Annotated in this window: 12 protein-coding genes, 2 tRNA genes and 3 rRNA genes; 5 read left to right on the top strand and 12 right to left on the bottom strand. The window is 55.5% G+C overall.

The genetic code is table 11. From position 1 onward, the window contains the following. Positions 1-3 precede the first annotated feature (3 nt). The 5 genes from GYM47_RS08115 to GYM47_RS08095 form a co-directional block, all read right to left on the bottom strand. Entirely contained in the window at positions 4-864 is an 861-nt protein-coding gene (locus tag GYM47_RS08115; protein WP_139528536.1) for a cytochrome c oxidase subunit 3, read from the bottom strand. Next, positions 861-1,445 (bottom strand): cytochrome c oxidase assembly protein, encoded by a 585-nt coding sequence (locus GYM47_RS08110; RefSeq protein ID WP_153844011.1) that lies wholly within the window; start codon positions 1,443-1,445, stop codon positions 861-863. The genes GYM47_RS08115 and GYM47_RS08110 overlap by 4 nt, the downstream gene beginning before the upstream one ends. 34 nt (positions 1,446-1,479) lie before the next feature. After that, entirely contained in the window at positions 1,480-3,129 is a 1,650-nt protein-coding gene (ctaD, locus tag GYM47_RS08105; protein ID WP_218013995.1) for a cytochrome c oxidase subunit I, read from the bottom strand. A 54-nt stretch (positions 3,130-3,183) separates the two neighbouring features. Beyond that, on the bottom strand, positions 3,184-4,299 hold the full coding sequence (coxB, locus tag GYM47_RS08100) for a cytochrome c oxidase subunit II (RefSeq protein ID WP_153844010.1): 1,116 nt from the start codon (positions 4,297-4,299) through the stop codon (positions 3,184-3,186). A gap of 125 nt (positions 4,300-4,424) precedes the next feature. Then, on the bottom strand, positions 4,425-4,598 hold the full coding sequence (locus tag GYM47_RS08095; RefSeq protein WP_139528539.1) for a DUF2970 domain-containing protein: 174 nt from the start codon (positions 4,596-4,598) through the stop codon (positions 4,425-4,427). Positions 4,599-4,837: 239 nt separating this feature from the next. Between GYM47_RS08095 and GYM47_RS08090 the strand changes: the two genes are divergently transcribed. Then, a complete protein-coding gene (locus GYM47_RS08090; RefSeq protein ID WP_139528540.1) occupies positions 4,838-5,062 on the top strand; it encodes a hypothetical protein in 225 nt (74 codons plus the stop codon). A gap of 14 nt (positions 5,063-5,076) precedes the next feature. Here the strand turns inward: GYM47_RS08090 and hrpB are convergent, their stop codons facing one another. Both hrpB and GYM47_RS08080 read right to left on the bottom strand, forming a co-directional pair. Further along, entirely contained in the window at positions 5,077-7,521 is a 2,445-nt protein-coding gene (hrpB, locus tag GYM47_RS08085) for an ATP-dependent helicase HrpB (RefSeq protein WP_139528541.1), read from the bottom strand. Positions 7,522-7,524: 3 nt separating this feature from the next. After that, positions 7,525-8,175 carry a TetR family transcriptional regulator C-terminal domain-containing protein gene (locus tag GYM47_RS08080; RefSeq protein ID WP_139528542.1) on the bottom strand — a complete coding sequence of 217 codons (651 nt, stop codon included), beginning with the start codon at positions 8,173-8,175 and terminating at the stop codon, positions 7,525-7,527. A 201-nt stretch (positions 8,176-8,376) separates the two neighbouring features. On the opposite strand from GYM47_RS08080, the gene xdhA reads away from it, so the two are divergent. From xdhA to guaD, 4 genes are read left to right on the top strand one after another with little or no spacing between them, the layout of a single operon-like run. Further along, positions 8,377-9,828, top strand: a complete 1,452-nt coding sequence (gene xdhA, locus GYM47_RS08075; RefSeq protein ID WP_153844009.1) for a xanthine dehydrogenase small subunit — start codon at positions 8,377-8,379, stop codon at positions 9,826-9,828. Beyond that, on the top strand, positions 9,812-12,235 hold the full coding sequence (xdhB, locus tag GYM47_RS08070) for a xanthine dehydrogenase molybdopterin binding subunit (RefSeq protein ID WP_139528544.1): 2,424 nt from the start codon (positions 9,812-9,814) through the stop codon (positions 12,233-12,235). The genes xdhA and xdhB overlap by 17 nt, the downstream gene beginning before the upstream one ends. Then, positions 12,232-13,101, top strand: coding sequence for a xanthine dehydrogenase accessory protein XdhC (gene xdhC / locus GYM47_RS08065; protein ID WP_153844008.1), 870 nt, complete (start codon positions 12,232-12,234; stop codon positions 13,099-13,101). The genes xdhB and xdhC overlap by 4 nt, the downstream gene beginning before the upstream one ends. A 1-nt stretch (position 13,102) precedes the next feature. Then, positions 13,103-14,413 carry a guanine deaminase gene (guaD, locus tag GYM47_RS08060; RefSeq protein ID WP_153844007.1) on the top strand — a complete coding sequence of 437 codons (1,311 nt, stop codon included), beginning with the start codon at positions 13,103-13,105 and terminating at the stop codon, positions 14,411-14,413. 273 nt (positions 14,414-14,686) lie between these two features. Here the strand turns inward: guaD and rrf are convergent. The 5 genes from rrf to GYM47_RS08035 all read right to left on the bottom strand — a co-directional run bounded on the left by rrf (position 14,687) and on the right by GYM47_RS08035 (position 19,940). Next, a 5S ribosomal RNA gene (gene rrf / locus GYM47_RS08055) occupies positions 14,687-14,802 on the bottom strand. Positions 14,803-14,957: 155 nt separating this feature from the next. Further along, positions 14,958-17,848, bottom strand: a 23S ribosomal RNA gene (locus GYM47_RS08050). 213 nt (positions 17,849-18,061) lie between these two features. Continuing rightward, positions 18,062-18,137 (bottom strand) — tRNA-Ala (locus GYM47_RS08045). Between the two features lie 107 nt (positions 18,138-18,244). Beyond that, a tRNA-Ile gene (locus tag GYM47_RS08040) sits at positions 18,245-18,321 on the bottom strand. A gap of 86 nt (positions 18,322-18,407) precedes the next feature. Further along, a 16S ribosomal RNA gene (locus GYM47_RS08035) occupies positions 18,408-19,940 on the bottom strand. The 16S, 23S and 5S rRNA genes sit together here with 2 tRNA genes alongside, the layout of an rRNA operon. Positions 19,941-20,129 lie beyond the last annotated feature (189 nt).

Genomic DNA, 20,129 nt, shown 5'->3' with positions numbered 1-20,129 from the left:
GCACTAAAACACATAGACAAAGATGAAGAGGCCAACCCACACCACATCGACGAAGTGCCAATACCAGCAGGATGCTTCGAAGCCAAAGTGGTGGTCATTAGCAAAATGCCCTTTGATGATCCTAATTAGCATGCTGGCCAAGATGAGCGTACCAATGATTACGTGAAGGCCATGAAACCCGGTCAAAATGAAGAAAGTAGCGCCAAAAATCCCAGCCTCCAGGGTAATCCCATAGTGATGGTAGGCCTCGTAATACTCGACCCCTTGAATGACGATGAAGCAGAGACCTAGCAATACTGTCCCTGCTAACCAATTACGACACGTTTGTCGCTCACCCAGCTTGAGCGCCTCATGCGCAACGGTCAGCGTGATACTGGACGTAACGAGTATCAGCGTATTGACTAGAGGAAGCTGCCAGGGACTAAGCACACTGGTAGGCCCTGACACGGAGGTATCAGGTGGGTTGAGAAGTGGCCATTGGGGTACGAAATCAGGCCAGAGCAAGGCCGAAACACCCTTGGCGCCTTCTCCTCCTAGCCAGGGCAACGTGAACGTTCTGATATAGAACAAAGCGCCAAAAAAGGCGGCGAAAAACATGACTTCTGAGAAGATGAACCAGCCCATGCCCCATCGAAATGACCGGTCCATTTGCGCATCGTAGAGACCGCCCATCGACTCATGGATCACATCCCGAAACCATAGCCCCATGACGCTGACGACCCCTACTAACCCAATGACAAGCAGAGGCGCTCCCGTGTCGTATACCAATTGGATGCCGATCCCTAACATCAAGGCACCCAGGGCCAATGAACCTAAAATGGGCCACCGACTGGTAGCAGGAACGTAGTAGCTGCCGCTGCTCATGTGTTATCCCCCGCCAAGTGATTATTATAGGCCGTTTGCAGCGGCGTCCGCTGTACCGGATAAAGGGTGTATACCAACGTGATCGTATTGATCTCTTCGGGTAAGTCTTTCGCTAACTGAAATACCAGAGGAATCGTGAGTCGCTCCTCTCCCTGCAACTGCTGCTCTTGAAAACAGAAACAGCTGACCTTGCGTAAATGCGTCGTGGCACTGGAGGGAGACACACTAGGCACCGCCCGCCCCCAGCTTTCTATGGCACTGTTGTTGGTGAAAGTAAAATCTACCTCTGCCGTTTGCCCGGGATGAACGCGCATTTGCCGCGTTGCGACACTCATTTGCCAGGGTAAGCCTGCACTGCCGCGGGTAATGAATTGAACCATGACGAAACGCGTCTGATCGACCTCCTCATGAACAATGGCCTGAGCAGTCGTATCGACCTTGCCATTCAATCCCGTCACTTTGCAGAACACGTCGTAAAGGGGCACTAACGCAAAGGCAAAAGCGAACATCCCAAGCAGGGCGGCAACGCTGCGAATGACCGTCTTATTCACACCGTCTCTTTGAGCTCGATCTATGCCCATGTTAATCCCCTCGATCTAATGCAGCGCTCACCGCTTATTCGTGGGTTTGAGCACGGTGAAAGACAGGTGGCGTTTCAAATGTATGCAGCGGAGCAGGACTTGGCACGCTCCATTCTAGATCCACCGCGCCCTCCCAAGCTTTCGCGGGTGCTTTTTGCCCTCCTCGAACGCACAGCACGATAACCAAGACGAACAGTAGCTGAGAGGCCCCAAAGAAAAACGCTCCGATGCTCGATAGCAAGTTGAAATCTGCAAACTGCAAGGCGTAATCGGGAATACGTCTGGGCATACCGGCCAAACCGGCAAAGTGCATGGGGAAAAACGTCAGGTTGACGCCAATGATGGAGCACCAGAAATGGCATTGCGCCAACCGCTCATTGGGATAGTGGCCCGTCCATTTTGGCAACCAGTAATAAACGCCTGCCATGATGGCAAAAATAGCGCCAGGCACGAGGACGTAATGAAAATGGGCAACCACAAAATAGGTGTCGTGGTACTGAAAATCCGCTGGCGCAATGGCCAGCATCAGTCCTGAAAAACCGCCAATGGTAAACAGGACGACGAATGCCAGCGCAAACAGCATAGGTGGTTCAAAACTGATCGAGCCACGAAACAACGTGGTCACCCAGTTAAACACCTTGACCCCAGTAGGCACGGCAATGAGCATCGTGGAGTACATGAAAAACAGCTCAGCGGTCAGCGGTAGACCTACGATGAACATATGATGCGCCCATACTAAAAAAGATAGCAGGGCGATGGCTGCGGTGGCGTACACCATCGAGGCATACCCAAACAGTGGTTTACGCGCAAACGTTGGAATGATGGCCGACACGATACCAAACGCTGGTAATATCATGATGTAGACTTCGGGGTGTCCGAAGAACCAGAACAAATGTTGAAATAGTACGGGGTCTCCTCCGCCCGCGGCATCGAAGAAACTGGTACCGAAATTGATGTCCATCAACATCATGGTAATGACCCCTGCCAACACCGGCATCACCGCAATTAGCAGAAAAGCGGTTATCAGCCATGTCCAAACGAACAGCGGCATGTCCATCATGCGCATGCCAGGGGCTCGCATATTGAGAATCGTCGCGATGATGTTGATCGCACCTAAAATCGAACTAATCCCCGCGATATGCAGCGCTAGAATAAAAAACGTCGTGGACGCAGGCGCATAAGTCGTCGATAAGGGAGCATAAAACGTCCAACCGAAATTAGGGCCACCGCCTGGCATCAATAACGTGGAAAGCAGCAGCGCAAAGGCAACGGGCAAGAGCCAAAAGCTGAAGTTATTGAGCCGTGGAAGCGCCATGTCGGGCGCGCCAATTTGTAGCGGTATCATCCAGTTGGCCAATCCGGTAAAAGCGGGCATCACGGCTGCAAACACCATGATCAAACCGTGCATGGTGGTCATTTGATTGAAAAACTCAGGCTCGACCAGCTGCAATCCCGGTTGAAACAGCTCGGCTCTCACCACCAGCGCAAAAATGCCACCCACGAAAAACATCGTCAGCGAGAAAATCAGATAAAGCGACCCAATCTCTTTATGATTGGTAGTCAGCAACCACCTTAATAGGCCTTTCGGCGGAGTATGATGCGCATGGCCTTCATGCGACTGACCACCCGCGACGGCCGTTGAACTGTGTTGCAGGGGGTTGTGTGGAGGAAGTTTCGGCGCCATGAGTCTCTCCGCGTACTTTATCGTTGTATTGGAAGATGGTGTTTAACGCTTCACTTATTGCGCAATACGTTCGGCCACTGTCGCAGGCTGAACAGCATCCCCCGTATCATTTCCCCAAGCATTCCGCGTGAACGTGACTACAGCGGCTATCTCTACTGGATTGAGCGTACTTCGAAAAGCGGGCATGGCCGCCCCCGACACACCGTTAATGACTCGGTCTAAATGCCAGTCCTGGTCGTCGATCAGCTGATCGTTGCCCGCCAGCGCCGGGAAGGCAGGAGGCGCCCCTTGACCTTCACTTTGATGGCAAGAGGAACATATCGATTGATAAACGGTTTCGCCACGTACCATCAACTCATCGAGTGCCCATTCACGATCGATACCCATGGCTTCCTGCTCGGCTGCCGCTTTACGCTCTTCGAGCCACGTCTCGTACTCCGCTTCCTCCATGGCATGAACCACGATGGGCATGAAGCCATGATTCACCCCACATAGCTCGGCACACTGGCCGCGGTATATGCCAGGCTCGTTGATCTGCACCCAGTTTTCGTTGATAAAGCCTGGGATCGTATCCTGTTTGACGGCCAGCGCCGGCACCCACCAGGAGTGGATGACATCATCGGATGTCATCAAAAAGCGGACTTTACGATTGATAGGAAGCACGAGAGGCTCGTCTACATCAAGCAGGTAATGCTCGTCTCGCTCGGCCTCTCCACGGATTTGCTCGCGACTGGTACTAAGGTTGGAGGTGAATGCAATATCTTCACCTAAATATTCGTAGCGCCAGCGCCACTGCTGCCCCGTAATCATGATATCCAGGTCGGCTTCGGAAGCATCATACATGTTCTTCAGTGTCGCCGTTGCTGGCACTGCCATACCCACCAATATCAAAATCGGGATGGCCGTCCATAGCACTTCTACGGAGGTATGTTCATGAAAACTTGCCGCTTTGGCGCCCTTGGCATGGCGATAGCGAAACAAGGAGTAAAACATCACACCGAAAACGATCACGCCAATCACCACACACACCCAAAAAATGGTCATGTGAAGGCCAAAAATATCGCGGCTAATATCGGTGACACCGACCGGCATGTTCCAGCTGCTGGCCTGGGCCTGGGAGATACTTGCGACACTGGTCATGGTGAGAAGCCATCGCCACGGTAGGTGCATAGCAGCCTCCTTTTTATTGTTGTTCTCGCCATCCCGTTTATTAGGTCAGGATGAAGTGATGTCTTGTGAGTATAGAAAACAAATGGCATTCGTCACGCACTGCAAGCGTGATGTTTCTCAACGATTCACCCCGCGGCAAACATTGCTATGCTCGCTAGCACCAGAACGAACAACAACGTGACGACGATCGCCGTGAAAATGAACGCAGCAGGCTTGCCATTCGAAAAATCGTGCTGCCGTTGACGGTCATTCTGAACGCCGATCAGCGCTGCCAGCACCGACTTGATGACTGACCACATAGCTACTCCCTCATTGCTCAGGCATGTCACATTGCGTTCGGCCGCTGTGTTAGAGCACCCGCCTACCGTTGATGATAGGCAATTTTGAGCATCTTGCTGCGGCTCGAAATTCAAGCAGCCACGCATGATCAGTCATAACAGCAGCACTTTGCTATGAATAAGCTTGCGGCAAAACCTGGGTCCATTCACACTTGTCGAACATTTGTCGCTACCGCAATGGACTGTCAATGGAGTCTTCTATGCCCAAGCATCGTGGCGTCGCACAGCGCGTCTGCATCGTCATGCTTTCCTCTCTCTTGCTCACTGGATGCACGACTTACACATGGCCAGACGGCTCTCAGGAAACCGTATTGGGCGTCGTCGCTGAAGATGAGAATCGCCGGTACGAAGAGCCTCGTGCTGACGGCGTTCGCTATCGTAAACCGGGAGAACTCCCTAACGCAGACAGTGACGATAACGACTGAATCTGCCTAGCCCCTCATTCGTGCCGTCGTTTGGTAGACGCCGTGGCTTGAGCCGTTAGCGGATCTTCTGGCCACGGGTGTTTGGGATAGCGACCCCGCATCTCTTTGCGTACCTCAGGGTAACCATTGATCCAAAAGCTCTTTAAATCTTGAGTCACTTGAAGCGGGCGCCGCGCAGGCGACAGCAAATGAAGTATTATCGATACACGCCCATCGACGACGGTAGGCGTTGATTGCCAACCAAAAGCCTCTTGTAGCTTCAATGCCAATACTGGCGCCTGCTCCACTTGGCACGGCGCGTAATCCACGTTGATGGCGCGACCGCTCGGCGCCGTGATCACGCTTGGCACCAAGCGCTCCAATTGCTGCTGTTGCTCCCACGCCAGTGTATTCATGAGGCAGCTATGAAATGGCAACCTTTCGACCTGCGCCATGCGCGTCAACCCCGCGACATAGGGCGCCAGCCACGTCTCCAACGTCCCCATTAGCACCGCCTCCGACCAATCGGGCCACTGCTCCGGCCATAGTCGTGAGAGCAACGCCATTCGCCCCTGCAATTGGCGAACGTCCTCCGTTATCACTAGCTGCGGGCGTTGCTTGAGCGCCTCTAGGAGCGCTTTTTCCATCGCCTCTGCCGACAGCTGGGGCAACGGACGAACGGCTAACACCAGCTCGCCGTGCCGCTGTACGGCCTCGCCGACCAGCTTACCCTGCTCCTCCGACCAGCCCACGCATTCTTCCCAACGTCCGGTATCAGGATAGAGCTGGACCAAAGTGGTTATCGTGATGGGTTCTGCGACGTAAATGCGGGCTTCACTGGTTGCACTCTCGATCGCTACCGCCACTAGCCAGTCGTGTTGGGCAAATGGATGACGCTCAGGCAGCGTTGCCGTTTTGCCATTCGCCAGTTTGAAGCGCCCAATGCCGATGCGCTGGGCGACACGGTCTGGGTATGCCAAACACAGCAGAGCGCTGAGCGCCCCTAGATCAACGACACGAGGCATGGAGACGTCCATCGACCTCGCTAGGCGCTGGGTCTGCTGATGCCATTGCGAAAAAGCAGAAGGCTTTTGCAATCGCTGGGTCAGCGCATCACGCAGCGATCCTTGCACCCGCTCTCGACCCTCCATCAATGCTGCCAGTGCACAGGCCAGAGGTATCGCCTGCAAAGCTTTCGCCCCCACTAGCATGGCGGCTAAACGCGGCTCCAAGGCTAGCGCCGCACTCTGCCGACCGAGCTGCGTCAATCCCCCGCCTGGCGCTCGTAAGCGAAGCTGATCCAGAAGCGCCTGAGCCGATCTCAGCGCCCCCTCAGGAGGCGATGTGACCCACGACAAAGCTCTGGGTTCATGGACACCCCATAGGGCGGTTTCTAGCACGAGGTTGGATAAATCGGCCTGAAGTATCTCCGGTTCCGCATAGCCCACCAGGGGCTGTTCCGCAGCCCAAAGCCGATAGCAGACGCCCGGCTGCTGGCGACCGGCACGCCCACGACGCTGATCGGCACTCGCCTTGTTGACACGACGGGTGGTTAGTTTGGTCAGCCCCGTACTAGGATTGAACAGAGGCACCCGCTCGAATCCTGCATCGATCACGACGTTGACACCGTCGATCGTCACACTGGACTCGGCAATCGCGGTCGAGACGATCACCCGCCGACGCTCTGCACGTGGCCGCATGGCCGCCTGCTGTAACTCCAAAGGCAACCTTCCATGCAGCGGGTGCACCTCGACATCCAGAGGGCTCTCTTCCACGGCGTCAACGAGTTGAGCGATGTCGGCTACGCCGGGTAAGATTATCAGAACGTCTTGGCTCTCTGGACGTATCAGGGCCTCATGAAGCACTCGCAGCGCGGTGTCGCTCAGCGAAGCTTCCCCCAACGGCGGTCGATAGTGGGTCTCGACGGGGAAGGCTCGCCCCTCGCTTTCGATGACCGCTATATCACTCCCTAACACTCGCTTGAGCGCTGTCACATCCAAGGTGGCCGACATTACCAATAGACGCAGGTCGTCACGCACGCTCTCTTGCACATCGAGCGCCAGAGCGAGGCCTAAATCTGCCTCAAGGCTTCGCTCGTGAAACTCGTCAAAAATGATTCCCGCTACGCCCTCTAATAACGGGTCATCCTGCAGCATACGAATAAGCACGCCCTGCGTGACCACCTCCAGCCGGGTTTTACGGCCAGTTTGGCTGTCGCCCCGCATCCGATACCCAACGGTCTCACCCACTTGCTCATTGAGCTGGGCCGCCATGAAGGTGGCGGCGAGTTTGGCGGCAACCCGACGCGGCTCCAGCAGTAGCAGTTTCTGCCCCTGCGCCCACGCACACGACAGCAGCGTTAGCGGTACGCGCGTGGTTTTACCGGCTCCTGGCTGCGCTACGAGTATCAGACGGTTTTGGCTCGCCAGCACGGAACGAATTTGATTCAGATGCTGCTCAATAGGAAGCGATGTACTCATGGGTCATTGGGTCAGCGCGTCAGAGGGTGCAATACCGCACCCCTTGAGAATGACGTGCTCCAAGAATTGGCAAATGGACAACAGATCCGCCTCGCCAAGGGATTCCTCGCCAAGAATACCGGATACCTGAGCACTGTATTCCGTGTAGTGCTGGGTGGCTGACCAAATCAAAAAAATCAGCCAGCGTGGGTCCACATCATCCATCTTGCCCTGCCGCGACCACGCGCGCATGATGGCGGCACGGGAAGCGACCCACGCTTTGAGCTCACCGGAGAGGTACTCCTTCAAAAACGGTGCCCCCGCCAGAATTTCCGCTGCGAACAGTTTTGACCCCTCTGGATAGCGCTGCCCCAGCGCCATTTTGGTGCGTATGAAGTCGCGGAGTACTTGGGCAGGATCGCTGTCTTCATGGATATCTTCTAGCACCGCGTTCCATCGCGTCATCATTCGGTTCAATAGACGTACATAGAGTGCTTGCTTGCTCCCCATGTAATAGAGAACGTTAGCTTTGGGCAGCCCGGCAAGATCGGCAATCGCTTGAAGACTCGCCCCCCGATAACCATGCTGCGAAAACACCTGTTCAGCCGCGCTCAAGATGGTCTGTTCGATACGTTCTCTGCTGGCGTTTTCTGGATTCGCGGTATCGACCGACATTCAGTAGGCTCCTTATGATCGCTCGCTAGCGAACGGGTCAGCGGTACTGGGCAGCACGCCACATTACCGTGCACTTTCAGTAAAATGCACTTTAAAAGTGCGTGACACATCGTGTTTAACAAAGTCTTGCAAGGTGCGCCGTTTTGTCCCAAGCTCAACGATATTGACCAATCGGTCAGAACAATCATAACGGAGTTTGGCATGGCGACAATTGAGTTTTTGCTCAATGGCACCCCGACCCAGTGTCAGGTGCCCCCTGACACCAGCATTCTAACGTTGTTGCGCGATCATTTGGGCATGACGGGTACGAAAGAGGGTTGCGCTTCGGGAGACTGCGGCGCCTGCACCGTGGCGATGAAAGGCCCTACAGCCTCTGAGTTTGCCAGTCTCAATTCCTGTATTACACCTGCCCATCAATTACAGGGTCAGCACCTAGTGACGGTAGAAGGCTTATCGGTCAATGGACAGCTTCACCCGGCGCAACGCGCGATGGTCGAGTGCCATGGAAGTCAATGTGGCTTCTGTACGCCTGGTATTGTCATGTCACTCTTCACACTTCACGCCCAACAACACCAGCGACCGGCGCCTTTAAGTCCGGAGCGACTGGAAGCCTCGTTGGGGGGCAACCTATGTCGCTGCACCGGTTATCGCCCTATTCGGGATGCTGCCCTCAGCATGTCGTCCTACGAGTGGCAGACGCCGCAGTGGTTCGACGCCACTCAGCCATGTCCGTCAGCACTGACGCCCACCTGCCTGGAAGAGACCGTCTCCCGCTTCTTTGCGCAGCCCACCACGCTTAAAGAGCTGACCGCTCTTCGCCGCCGTTATCCCTCGGCGCGCTTGGTCGCAGGCGCTACCGATCTATGGCTCGAAAACACTCAGCGACTTGCTACGCTGAATCAATTAATCGATGTCACACGCGTCGAATCGCTTCACCACATCGAGGAAGCCACACTGGCAGAGCAGCCCGGTTGGTGGATAGGCGCAGGCGTTACCTATTCCCAGTTAGAGCCGCTATTCGAAGCGCACTTCCCGGCGTTTGCTCATCTGCTACAGCGACTTGGTTCTCAACAGGTGCGCAATCGAGGCACGCTAGGCGGCAATATCGCCAATGCCTCGCCCATTGGCGATACACCACCGGTGCTGTTAGCGCTGAACGCCTCGATAGAGCTTGTCCATCAGGGCGGTCGCCGCCTACTCCCTCTGAGCGATTTCTTCTTGGACTATAAAAAAACGGCGCTCGCTGACGATGAAATCATTAGCCGAATATTCCTCCCTCGCTTGGCCGAAGGTTGCGACCTGAAAGTGTGGAAACTCTCTAAACGCCGTGAGGACGATATTTCGGCCGTGTTAGGCGCCTTTCACTATCGCCTGAGTGACGGTGTTTTGAGCGATGTGCGCGTCGCCTTTGGCGGCATGGCTGCCGTACCCAAGCGCGCCTTGCAAGCAGAAGCCGCTTTGACGAACACCCCCGTATCGCAAGAGTCCTTCCAAGCTGCTCAGCAAGCACTCGCCGATGACTTTCAGCCGATGAGCGACGTACGCGGCGGTCGACACTATCGACAGCAAGCCGCTGCTAACCTCATGGAGCGGCTTTATCTCTCGCTCTCGGCACCGACACAGGAGGTGATGCTCGATGCGTACGCTCACTAAGCTCGATGGCGATAGTCGCCGTGCTCGTCGCGAATTACGCGATCACATCCAGGGCTCTGGTCCACTGGCCCGCCATACGGTCGACAGTCACGGGCAGCGGCAAGCCGGTGCCTCCAGCTTTCACGAGAGTGCCGAAAAACATGTGACCGGCAAAGCGACCTACATTGACGATCTCAAGACGCCCCAGGATGCGCTCCATATAGCGCTGGGACTATCGCCCATCGCTCACGGCAAGCTCGTATCGTTGGAGCTGGACGCTGTACGTCAGGCGCCTGGCGTGGTCGATGTGATTACCTTTCACGATGTTCCTGGCCATACCGACATTGGCCCCGTGTTTCCCGGCGACCCGATTTTCGTTGATCACGACATCAGCTATGCCGGACAGTGTCTTTTTGCCGTAGCGGCGACGTCTCATCAGGCCGCTCGTCAAGCAGTCACATTGGCCTCGATGCAGTTCGATGAGCAGCCAGCCAGTCTCGATCCAGTCGCCTCCTCCGAACGGCAAGAGGTCGTTCGCCCTACCCACGTACAAGAATGTGGGGACTGGGAAGCAACACTAGAAGGTGCCGAGCAGGTGGTCGACGGCGACCTGTTCATCGGAGGACAGGAGCACTTTTATCTCGAGGGCCAGGCCTGTGTGGTGATCCCCACCGAGGACGAAGGCGTCATGGTGCATACCTCGAACCAGCACCCCAGCGAAACGCAAAAGCTGGTTGCCGAGGTGCTAGGTATCCCTTTCCATGCAGTGACGGTGGAGGTACGCCGCATGGGCGGCGGGTTTGGGGGCAAAGAGACGCAAGCATCGCCCTGGGCATGCATCGCTGCGATCATTGCGCGCCGTACGGGCAGAGCTACGCGGCTGCGTCTACCACGAAGTGTCGATATGCGAATCACGGGCAAGCGCCATCCTTTTCATAATCGATACCGATTGGCGATCGACGCTCGCGGCGTGATTCAAGGTGGCGATATCACCGTCATCGGCGACTGCGGCTACTCACCTGACCTCTCGGACGCTATCGTGGATCGTGCCATGTTCCACGCGGACAACGCTTACTCACTGGGTGATGCCCGCGTTACCGGCCACCGTGCCAAAACCCACACGGCGTCCAATACCGCCTTCCGTGGCTTTGGTGGTCCACAGGGCATGATGATCATTGAAGCGGCGATGGATGACATTGCCCGTCACGTCGGCGAAGACCCGCTCACCATTCGTAAGCGCAATTTCTATCGCGAGGGTCGAGACACAACGCATTACGGTCAGCAGGTGGATCAAAAGCAACTGCTGCATACGCTCGTCGATACGCTGGAAGCCAGTAGCGATTACTGGTCGCGACGCCAACAGGTACGTGACTTCAACGCGACAAGCCCCGTCATCAAAAAAGGGCTAGCGCTGACGCCGGTTAAATTCGGGATTTCATTCACCGCTCAGCACCTCAATCAGGCGGGTGCTCTGCTCCATGTTTATACCGACGGCAGCATCATGATCAACCATGGCGGTACGGAAATGGGCCAGGGGCTGCACACGAAAATTTGCCAGGTGGTTGCCCGTGAACTAGGACTGGATCTAGACAGCGTCCGCATCAGCGCAACGCGCACTGACAAAGTCCCCAACACGTCGCCCACCGCCGCCTCTAGCGGTGCCGATCTCAACGGCATGGCGGCCAGAGATGCCGCCGGTAAACTTCGTGAGCGGCTGTTCGATTTTGCCGCTGGACATTTCGAGGAGGGGCTAGATCGCGAGGGCATGCGACTGGAAAATGGCATGCTGGTCGCAGGCAGCGGAGAGAGCGAACGGCGCATCCCGTGGGGAGAGCTCATCCAAACGGCATATTTGAACCGCGTCTCGCTGTCGGAAAAAGGCTTCTATGCAACCCCTTTGATTCACTACAACCGAGCGACGGGGCAAGGTCGTCCCTTCTACTACTATGCCTTTGGAGCAGCGGTCGCCGAAGTGAGTGTCGACACTCTAAGCGGTGAATATCTCGTCGACCGAGTGGACATCCTCCACGATGTCGGCAACTCACTCAACCCAGCCATCGATATCGGCCAAATCGAAGGAGGCTTCATTCAGGGAATGGGCTGGTTGACCAGCGAAGAGCTCAAATGGAGCGATAAAGGTGTGCTGATGAGCGACGGACCGGCGACCTATAAAATCCCTACTTACGGTGACCTACCCCGCGTCTTCAATGTCGAGCTCATGGAGGGGCACCCTAACTCCATGGCAAGCCTATACCGCTCCAAAGCCGTGGGCGAACCCCCTTTCATGCTGGGTATTTGCGTGTGGTCGGCGCTAAGAGACGCACTGTCGAGCCTGACGGACTATCGTACATCCCCTCACTTAGACACCCCCGCCACGCCGGAAAGAGTCATGCTTGCAGCCCATGCGATTAGGAAAAAAGCGTTATGACCACGCCCCCTGACACTTGGCATGCTGCGCTTCATCGTTTACAGCAAAGCGGTACGCCGCATGTCCTCGCGACCCAAGTGACGTGTGCAGGTTCGACCCCCCGCGAGCCGGGAGCTCGCATGGTGATTACCGATGATGCTCTTTTCGACACGCTGGGGGGTGGCACCTTCGAGTGGCAAACCATTAGCGCTGCCAGAGGTTTACTGCGACAAGGAGACGCTGGGTTTCATCTCGAGGCCTTTTCCCTAGGCGGTCGCAGCGGTCAGTGCTGCGGTGGCTTCGTCAACGTGCTACTCGAGGTATTCCCAGGCGCTTCCCCACGCCTCGCGCTATTTGGCGCTGGTCATGTCGGCCATGAAATCGTCAAACTGAGCGCCCCTCTTCCTTGGCATATCGATTGGTACGATAGCCGCAGCGACAGTTTCCGCAACTGCGCAGACGAACAGCCGCGATTGAGCTGTCATCTATTGCAAAACGTGACTTCTTGCATCATGGCCCTCCCTGCCGCATGCCACGCTCTTGTGATGACTCACAGCCACGATGAAGATTACGCCCTGATTGCAGCACTACTCAAACGCCCGGACATAACCACCATTGGGCTAATCGGTTCAGACAGTAAATGGGTAAGCTTTCAACGACGCTTATCGCGTGATGGCTTTCAACCCAACGAGATTCAGCGCGTACGCTGCCCTATTGGCGCGATCCACGGCAACAAACTTAGCAACAAAACGCCCTATGCGATTGCCATGACCGTCGTCACCGAGCTTTTATCACTAACTGACAAACCCATTGATCGACAAACACGCGGGCTTGAGCCCGCTGTTCTGCGCTCTCTATTTAACGATACGGCGACATCCTCGAGCTAATATGACTTCTACCGATACGTTGATTCGTGCAGAGCTGGTGAGCTTTGCTCGTGACCCAGGGGACGATGACCTGCCGACACCTGGCAGCCTCGAGCATTACAACGATGGTGTCCTGTGGCTTCGAGAGGGCCATATCCAGGCGATTGGCCACTACGGCGATCTCGTCGATCAACTTCCGCTGCACAGCCAGATCCTCGACTATCGCGGCAAATTGATCCTGCCCGGTTTTATCGACACCCACGTACACTATGTTCAGCTCGATATCATGGCGTCGTATGGCCGCCAGCTTTTGGACTGGCTGAATGACTATACCTTTCCTGAGGAGTGCCGCTTTGCCAACCATGCCCATGCACAAGCGCTGTCCAATGCCTTTCTAGACGAGATGCTAAGAGCCGGCACGACGACGGCTCAAGTGTTCGGTTCTAGCCATCCAGGATCGGTCGATGCCTTCTTTAGTGCTTGCCAGAAGCGCCAGTTACGCATGCTCGTTGGAAAAGTCTTGATGGATCGCAATGCACCCGACGCATTAATGGACGGTGCAACGGGCATTGCCGATACGGAGCGTTTGATCGAGGATTGGCACGGCCAACAGCGGCTAGGCTACAGCGTAACGCCTCGCTTTGCGCCCACGTCGACGAAGACTCAAATGGATGCGGCGGGTGCCCTGCTACGCAACGACCCATCGCTATGGCTGCAAACACACCTTGCCGAAAATAGCGGCGAACTCGACTGGGTGGCCGAACTTTTCCCAGGCAGTCGAGATTACCTAGCGGTGTACGAGGACGCTGGCCTCGTAGGCCCTCGCAGCACCTTTGCTCACGGTATTCATCTCGACAACGGCATGCGTCAACGTCTAGCCGAGCGAGGCGCCAACATTGCGTTCTGCCCAAGCTCTAATCTATTTCTGGGTAGCGGACTTTTCGATCGAGACGCTGCAAAAGAAACAGGTATGTCCTTTACCTACGCCAGCGACATTGGTGCCGGTACCGATCTTTCGGGTTTCGGAACGTTGAAAAGCGCTTACCAGGTGGGCCAACTTCGCGGCCAGCCACTGACGGCATGGCAAGGTTTTTACGGCTTGACCCACGGTAACGCCAAAGCGCTGTCACTGGATCATCACATTGGACAACTTGCCCCCTCCTACGAAGCCGATTTCGTCGTCATCGACCCACATGCCACGTCGCTTCTTGAGCGCCGCATTCAGCACTGCACCACGCTGGGCGAGCGCCTCTTCGCCCTCATGATGCTGGCCGATGATCGCGCCATCTATGAAACCTGGGCAGGCGGCGTTTGCCAGCATCGCCGGGATTGATTGCGAAATTGACGCTCGCTAGACAAGCCGCTTCTCATCAGCGGCTTTTGTCACTTCCACGGCAGCGCAGACCGGTTATGGCCCAAACGGCAAAAAGCCCCGCACACGGTGTGTACGGGGCTTCTCGAGCGCGCAACAAAAAACCCAGCCGTTTGGCTGGGTTCTTTGCGATATAAGTGCCTGACGATGACCCGGGCGGCGCTCCGCTACTCTTCAGGGGGAGACCCCTAAAAAGCAAAACCCCGACCAGATGGCCGGGGTTTCTTAATAAGTGCCTGACGATGACCTACTCTCGCATGGGGAGACCCCACACTACCATCGGCGCTAAGCGGTTTCACTTCTGAGTTCGGCATGGGATCAGGTGGTTCACGCGTGCTATGGTCGTCAGGCGTAACGGGTCATGCATATCATGCTGAGTGCGTCGTTGACGCGGTAAGTGATCGTCTCTTGTCCGCCAGCGTCTTGGCGGGCGGATGCGTATCCGGTTTTTCGAGTGGCTGTCCACTCGGTCGTTATCACGGCGACCAGACCCCTTGGGTGTTATAGGGTCAAGCCTCACGGGCCATTAGTACACGTTAGCTCAACGCCTTGCAGCGCTTCCACACCGTGCCTATCCACCAGCTGGTCTCGCTGGGCCCTTTAGGAGGCTCTAGGCCTCGGGGATGTCTCATCTTGAAGGGGGCTTCCCGCTTAGATGCTTTCAGCGGTTATCCCGTCCGACCATAGCTACCCGGCAATGCCACTGGCGTGACAACCGGAACACCAGAGGGTCGTCCACTCCGGTCCTCTCGTACTAGGAGCAGCTCTTCTCAAACATCCAACGCCCACGGCAGATAGGGACCGAACTGTCTCACGACGTTCTAAACCCAGCTCGCGTACCACTTTAAATGGCGAACAGCCATACCCTTGGGACCGACTTCAGCCCCAGGATGTGATGAGCCGACATCGAGGTGCCAAACACCGCCGTCGATGTGAACTCTTGGGCGGTATCAGCCTGTTATCCCCGGAGTACCTTTTATCCGTTGAGCGATGGCCCTTCCATACAGAACCACCGGATCACTAGAACCTGCTTTCGCACCTGCTCGACGTGTCTGTCTCGCAGTCAAGCACCCTTATGCTCTTGCACTCATTGCACGATGTCCGACCGTGCTGAGGGTACCTTCGTGCTCCTCCGTTACGCTTTGGGAGGAGACCGCCCCAGTCAAACTACCCACCACACACTGTCCTCGATCCGGATCACGGACCTGAGTGAGAACGCCAATGATGCCAGGCTGGTATTTCAAGGTTGGCTCCACCCGAACTGGCGTCCGGGTTTCAAAGCCTCCCAGCTATCCTACACAGGCAACATCAGCGTCCAGTGTGAAGCTATAGTAAAGGTTCACGGGGTCTTTCCGTCTAGCCGCGGGTACACCGCATCTTCACGGCGATTTCAATTTCACTGAGTCTCGGGTGGAGACAGCGTGGCCATCATTACGCCATTCGTGCAGGTCGGAACTTACCCGACAAGGAATTTCGCTACCTTAGGACCGTTATAGTTACGGCCGCCGTTTACCGGGGCTTCGATCAAGAGCGTCGGCCGAGGCCTAACACCATCACTTAACCTTCCGGCACCGGGCAGGCGTCACACCCTATACGTCCGCTTGCGCGTTAGCAGAGTGCTGTGTTTTTACTAAACAGTTGCAGCCACCTGGTATCTTCGACCGGTTCGGGCTGAAGGAGCAAGTCCTCTCACCCTACGCCGGCGTGCCTTCTCCCGAAGTTACGGCACCATTTTGCCTAGTTCCTTCACCCGAGTTCTCTCAAGCGCCTTGGGATTCTCACCCTGACCACCTGTGTCGGTTTGGGGTACGGTCGCACATGATCTGAAGCTTAGAGGCTTTTCCTGGAAGCGTGGCATCAATGACTTCGACACCGTAGTGTCTTCGTTTCGTGTCTCGGCCTTGAGCGCCCGGATTTACCTAAGCGCTCAGCCTACTCACTTTCACCAGGACAACCAACGCCTGGCTCACCTAGCCTTCTCCGTCCCCCCATCGCAATCATGTCCGGTACGGGAATATTGACCCGTTTCCCATCGACTACGCCTTTCGGCCTCGCCTTAGGGGCCGACTCACTCTGCTCCGATTAGCGTCGAACAGAAACCCTTGGTCTTCCGGCGAGGGAGTTTTTCACTCCCTTTATCGTTACTCATGTCAGCATTCGCACTCGTGATACCTCCAGCATGCTTCTCAACACACCTTCATCGGCTTACACGACGCTCCTCTACCGCTCACACATCGTGTGAACCCGTAGCTTCGGTACCTGGTTTAGCCCCGTTACATCTTCCGCGCAGGCCGACTCGACTAGTGAGCTATTACGCTTTCTTTAAAGGATGGCTGCTTCTAAGCCAACCTCCTAGCTGTCTGAGCCTTCCCACATCGTTTCCCACTTAACCAGGATTTGGGGACCTTAGCTGACGGTCTGGGTTGTTTCCCTTTTCACGACGGACGTTAGCACCCGCCGTGTGTCTCCCACGCTGGCACTCACCGGTATTCGGAGTTTGCCTCGGGTTGGTAAGTCGGGATGACCCCCTAGCCGAAACAGTGCTCTACCCCCGGCGGTGATACGTGAGGCGCTACCTAAATAGCTTTCGAGGAGAACCAGCTATCTCCGAGCTTGATTAGCCTTTCACTCCGATCCACAAGTCATCCAAATCTTTTTCAACAGATCCTGGTTCGGGCCTCCAGTTGATGTTACTCAACCTTCACCCTGCTCATGGATAGATCGCTCGGTTTCGGGTCTATATCCAGCGACTGTGTCGCCCAGTTAAGACTCGGTTTCCCTACGGCTCCCCTATACGGTTAACCTCGCCACTGAATATAAGTCGCTGACCCATTATACAAAAGGTACGCAGTCACGGAACAAGTCCGCTCCTACTGCTTGTACGCACACGGTTTCAGGATCTATTTCACTCCCCTCTCCGGGGTTCTTTTCGCCTTTCCCTCACGGTACTGGTTCACTATCGGTCAGCCAGGAGTATTTAGCCTTGGAGGATGGTCCCCCCGTCTTCAGTCAAGGTTTCTCGTGCCCCGACCTACTCGATTTCACGTGATCAGATTTTCGACTACGGGGCTATCACCCGCTATGGCCAGACTTCCCAGTCTGTTCGCCTAATCATTCACACGCTTAAGGGCTGGTCCCCGTTCGCTCGCCGCTACTAGGGGAATCTCGGTTGATTTCTTTTCCTCAGGGTACTTAGATGTTTCAGTTCCCCTGGTTCGCCTCTTACGCCTATGGATTCAGCGCAAGATACTCATCTTGTGATGAGTGGGTTTCCCCATTCAGAGATGTCCGGGTCGCAGGTCGTTTGCCACCTCACCGAACCTTATCGCAGGCTACCACGTCTTTCATCGCCTCTGGCTGCCTAGGCATCCACCGTGTGCGCTTCATTGCTTGACCCTATAACCCGAAGGGGTCTGGTATCTCGCAATGACAACGATTGCCGGATACGCTTGAGACGTATCACTTAACAATTACGTATGAACGTTCCAATAAACGTTCATGTCAGCATGTTATACATTGTTAAAGAGCGACTGTTCAGTGAACAGTGATAAGGCAACGCTAATGCGTCTGACTTATCAATGGTCACGAAACAACAAACGGTGTCGAGAATGGTGGAGCCAAGCGGGATCGAACCGCTGACCTCCTGCGTGCAAGGCAGGCGCTCTCCCAGCTGAGCTATGGCCCCATCTGACCACACTGACCTCTCGGTAATTTTATGTCTCACAAAGCATGCCAAGGCGCCGCATAGTCTGACTATACAAAGCACAAGGTTATGATGTAATTGATAAAATTTGGTGGGTCTGGGCAGACTTGAACTGCCGACCTCACCCTTATCAGGGGTGCGCTCTAACCAACTGAGCTACAGACCCAAGAGGGGATCGTGCGTAAACCGTTTGCTCTACTATCTGATCAGGTAATTCATTGTGAGCGCTTACCGCGAGGATGAGTCATCGGTTAAGGAGGTGATCCAGCCGCAGGTTCCCCTACGGCTACCTTGTTACGACTTCACCCCAGTCATGAACCACACCGTGGTGATCGCCCTCTTGCGTTAGGCTAACCACTTCTGGTGCAGTCCACTCCCATGGTGTGACGGGCGGTGTGTACAAGGCCCGGGAACGTATTCACCGTAGCATTCTGATCTACGATTACTAGCGATTCCGACTTCACGGAGTCGAGTTGCAGACTCCGATCCGGACTGAGATCGGCTTTTCGGGATTGGCTCACTCTCGCGAGTTGGCAACCCTTTGTACCGACCATTGTAGCACGTGTGTAGCCCTACTCGTAAGGGCCATGATGACTTGACGTCGTCCCCACCTTCCTCCGGTTTGTCACCGGCAGTCTCCTTAGAGTTCCCGCCATTACGCGCTGGCAAATAAGGACAAGGGTTGCGCTCGTTACGGGACTTAACCCAACATTTCACAACACGAGCTGACGACAGCCATGCAGCACCTGTCTCTGCGTTCCCGAAGGCACTAAGGTATCTCTACCGAATTCGCAGGATGTCAAGAGTAGGTAAGGTTCTTCGCGTTGCATCGAATTAAACCACATGCTCCACCGCTTGTGCGGGCCCCCGTCAATTCATTTGAGTTTTAACCTTGCGGCCGTACTCCCCAGGCGGTCGACTTATCGCGTTAACTTCGCCACAAAGTGCGCTAGGCACCCAACGGCTGGTCGACATCGTTTACGGCGTGGACTACCAGGGTATCTAATCCTGTTTGCTACCCACGCTTTCGCACCTCAGTGTCAGTGTCAGTCCAGAAGGCCGCCTTCGCCACTGGTATTCCTCCCGATCTCTACGCATTTCACCGCTACACCGGGAATTCTACCTTCCTCTCCTGCACTCTAGCTTGACAGTTCCGGATGCCGTTCCCAGGTTGAGCCCGGGGCTTTCACAACCGGCTTATCAAGCCACCTACGCGCGCTTTACGCCCAGTAATTCCGATTAACGCTTGCACCCTCCGTATTACCGCGGCTGCTGGCACGGAGTTAGCCGGTGCTTCTTCTGCGAGTGATGTCTTTCCTAGCGGGTATTAACCGCTAGGCGTTCTTCCTCGCTGAAAGTGCTTTACAACCCGAGGGCCTTCTTCACACACGCGGCATGGCTGGATCAGGGTTCCCCCCATTGTCCAATATTCCCCACTGCTGCCTCCCGTAGGAGTTCGGGCCGTGTCTCAGTCCCGATGTGGCTGATCATCCTCTCAGACCAGCTACGGATCGTGGCCTTGGTGAGCCGTTACCTCACCAACTAGCTAATCCGACATAGGCTCATCCGATAGCGGGAGCCGAAGCCCCCTTTCTCCCGTAGGACGTATGCGGTATTAGCCTGGGTTTCCCCAGGTTATCCCCCACTATCGGGCAGATTCCTATGCATTACTCACCCGTCCGCCGCTCGTCAGCATCCAGCAAGCTGGATCTGTTACCGCTCGACTTGCATGTGTTAGGCCTGCCGCCAGCGTTCAATCTGAGCCATGATCAAACTCTTCAGTTTAAGATCAATGCGGTTCTTGCCTGTCGCCGAAGCAACAGAAGCGAACCAAACTTGGCTCAAGGGTCAAACGAATTCATTCATTAGGCCGAAGCCTGTTTGACGAGTGCTTGCCTTGATAATAGGTGACTTGTCACCCTCATCGGCAAGCGCCCACATGAATTACCTGATCAAATTGTTAAAGAGCTTTTC

It is taken from the genome of Vreelandella piezotolerans, from assembly GCF_012427705.1.
In the GTDB taxonomy this organism is placed as follows: Bacteria; Pseudomonadota; Gammaproteobacteria; order Pseudomonadales; family Halomonadaceae; genus Vreelandella; species Vreelandella piezotolerans.
Note: the sequence above shows the minus strand (reverse complement) of the source record. Positions and strands in the feature narration are given on the sequence as shown.

Bases quoted from the DNA above. Each gene is read 5' to 3' on its own strand.
- GYM47_RS08115 (WP_139528536.1), bottom strand. From the start codon at position 864: ATGAGCAGCGGCAGCTACTACGTTCCTGCTACCAGTCGGTGGCCCATT.
- GYM47_RS08110 (WP_153844011.1), bottom strand. From the start codon at position 1,445: ATGGGCATAGATCGAGCTCAAAGAGACGGTGTGAATAAGACGGTCATT.
- ctaD (WP_218013995.1), bottom strand. From the start codon at position 3,129: ATGGCGCCGAAACTTCCTCCACACAACCCCCTGCAACACAGTTCAACG.
- coxB (WP_153844010.1), bottom strand. From the start codon at position 4,299: ATGCACCTACCGTGGCGATGGCTTCTCACCATGACCAGTGTCGCAAGT.
- GYM47_RS08095 (WP_139528539.1), bottom strand. From the start codon at position 4,598: ATGTGGTCAGTCATCAAGTCGGTGCTGGCAGCGCTGATCGGCGTTCAG.
- GYM47_RS08090 (WP_139528540.1), top strand. From the start codon at position 4,838: ATGCCCAAGCATCGTGGCGTCGCACAGCGCGTCTGCATCGTCATGCTT.
- hrpB (WP_139528541.1), bottom strand. From the start codon at position 7,521: ATGAGTACATCGCTTCCTATTGAGCAGCATCTGAATCAAATTCGTTCC.
- GYM47_RS08080 (WP_139528542.1), bottom strand. From the start codon at position 8,175: ATGTCGGTCGATACCGCGAATCCAGAAAACGCCAGCAGAGAACGTATC.
- xdhA (WP_153844009.1), top strand. From the start codon at position 8,377: ATGGCGACAATTGAGTTTTTGCTCAATGGCACCCCGACCCAGTGTCAG.
- xdhB (WP_139528544.1), top strand. From the start codon at position 9,812: ATGCGTACGCTCACTAAGCTCGATGGCGATAGTCGCCGTGCTCGTCGC.
- xdhC (WP_153844008.1), top strand. From the start codon at position 12,232: ATGACCACGCCCCCTGACACTTGGCATGCTGCGCTTCATCGTTTACAG.
- guaD (WP_153844007.1), top strand. From the start codon at position 13,103: ATGACTTCTACCGATACGTTGATTCGTGCAGAGCTGGTGAGCTTTGCT.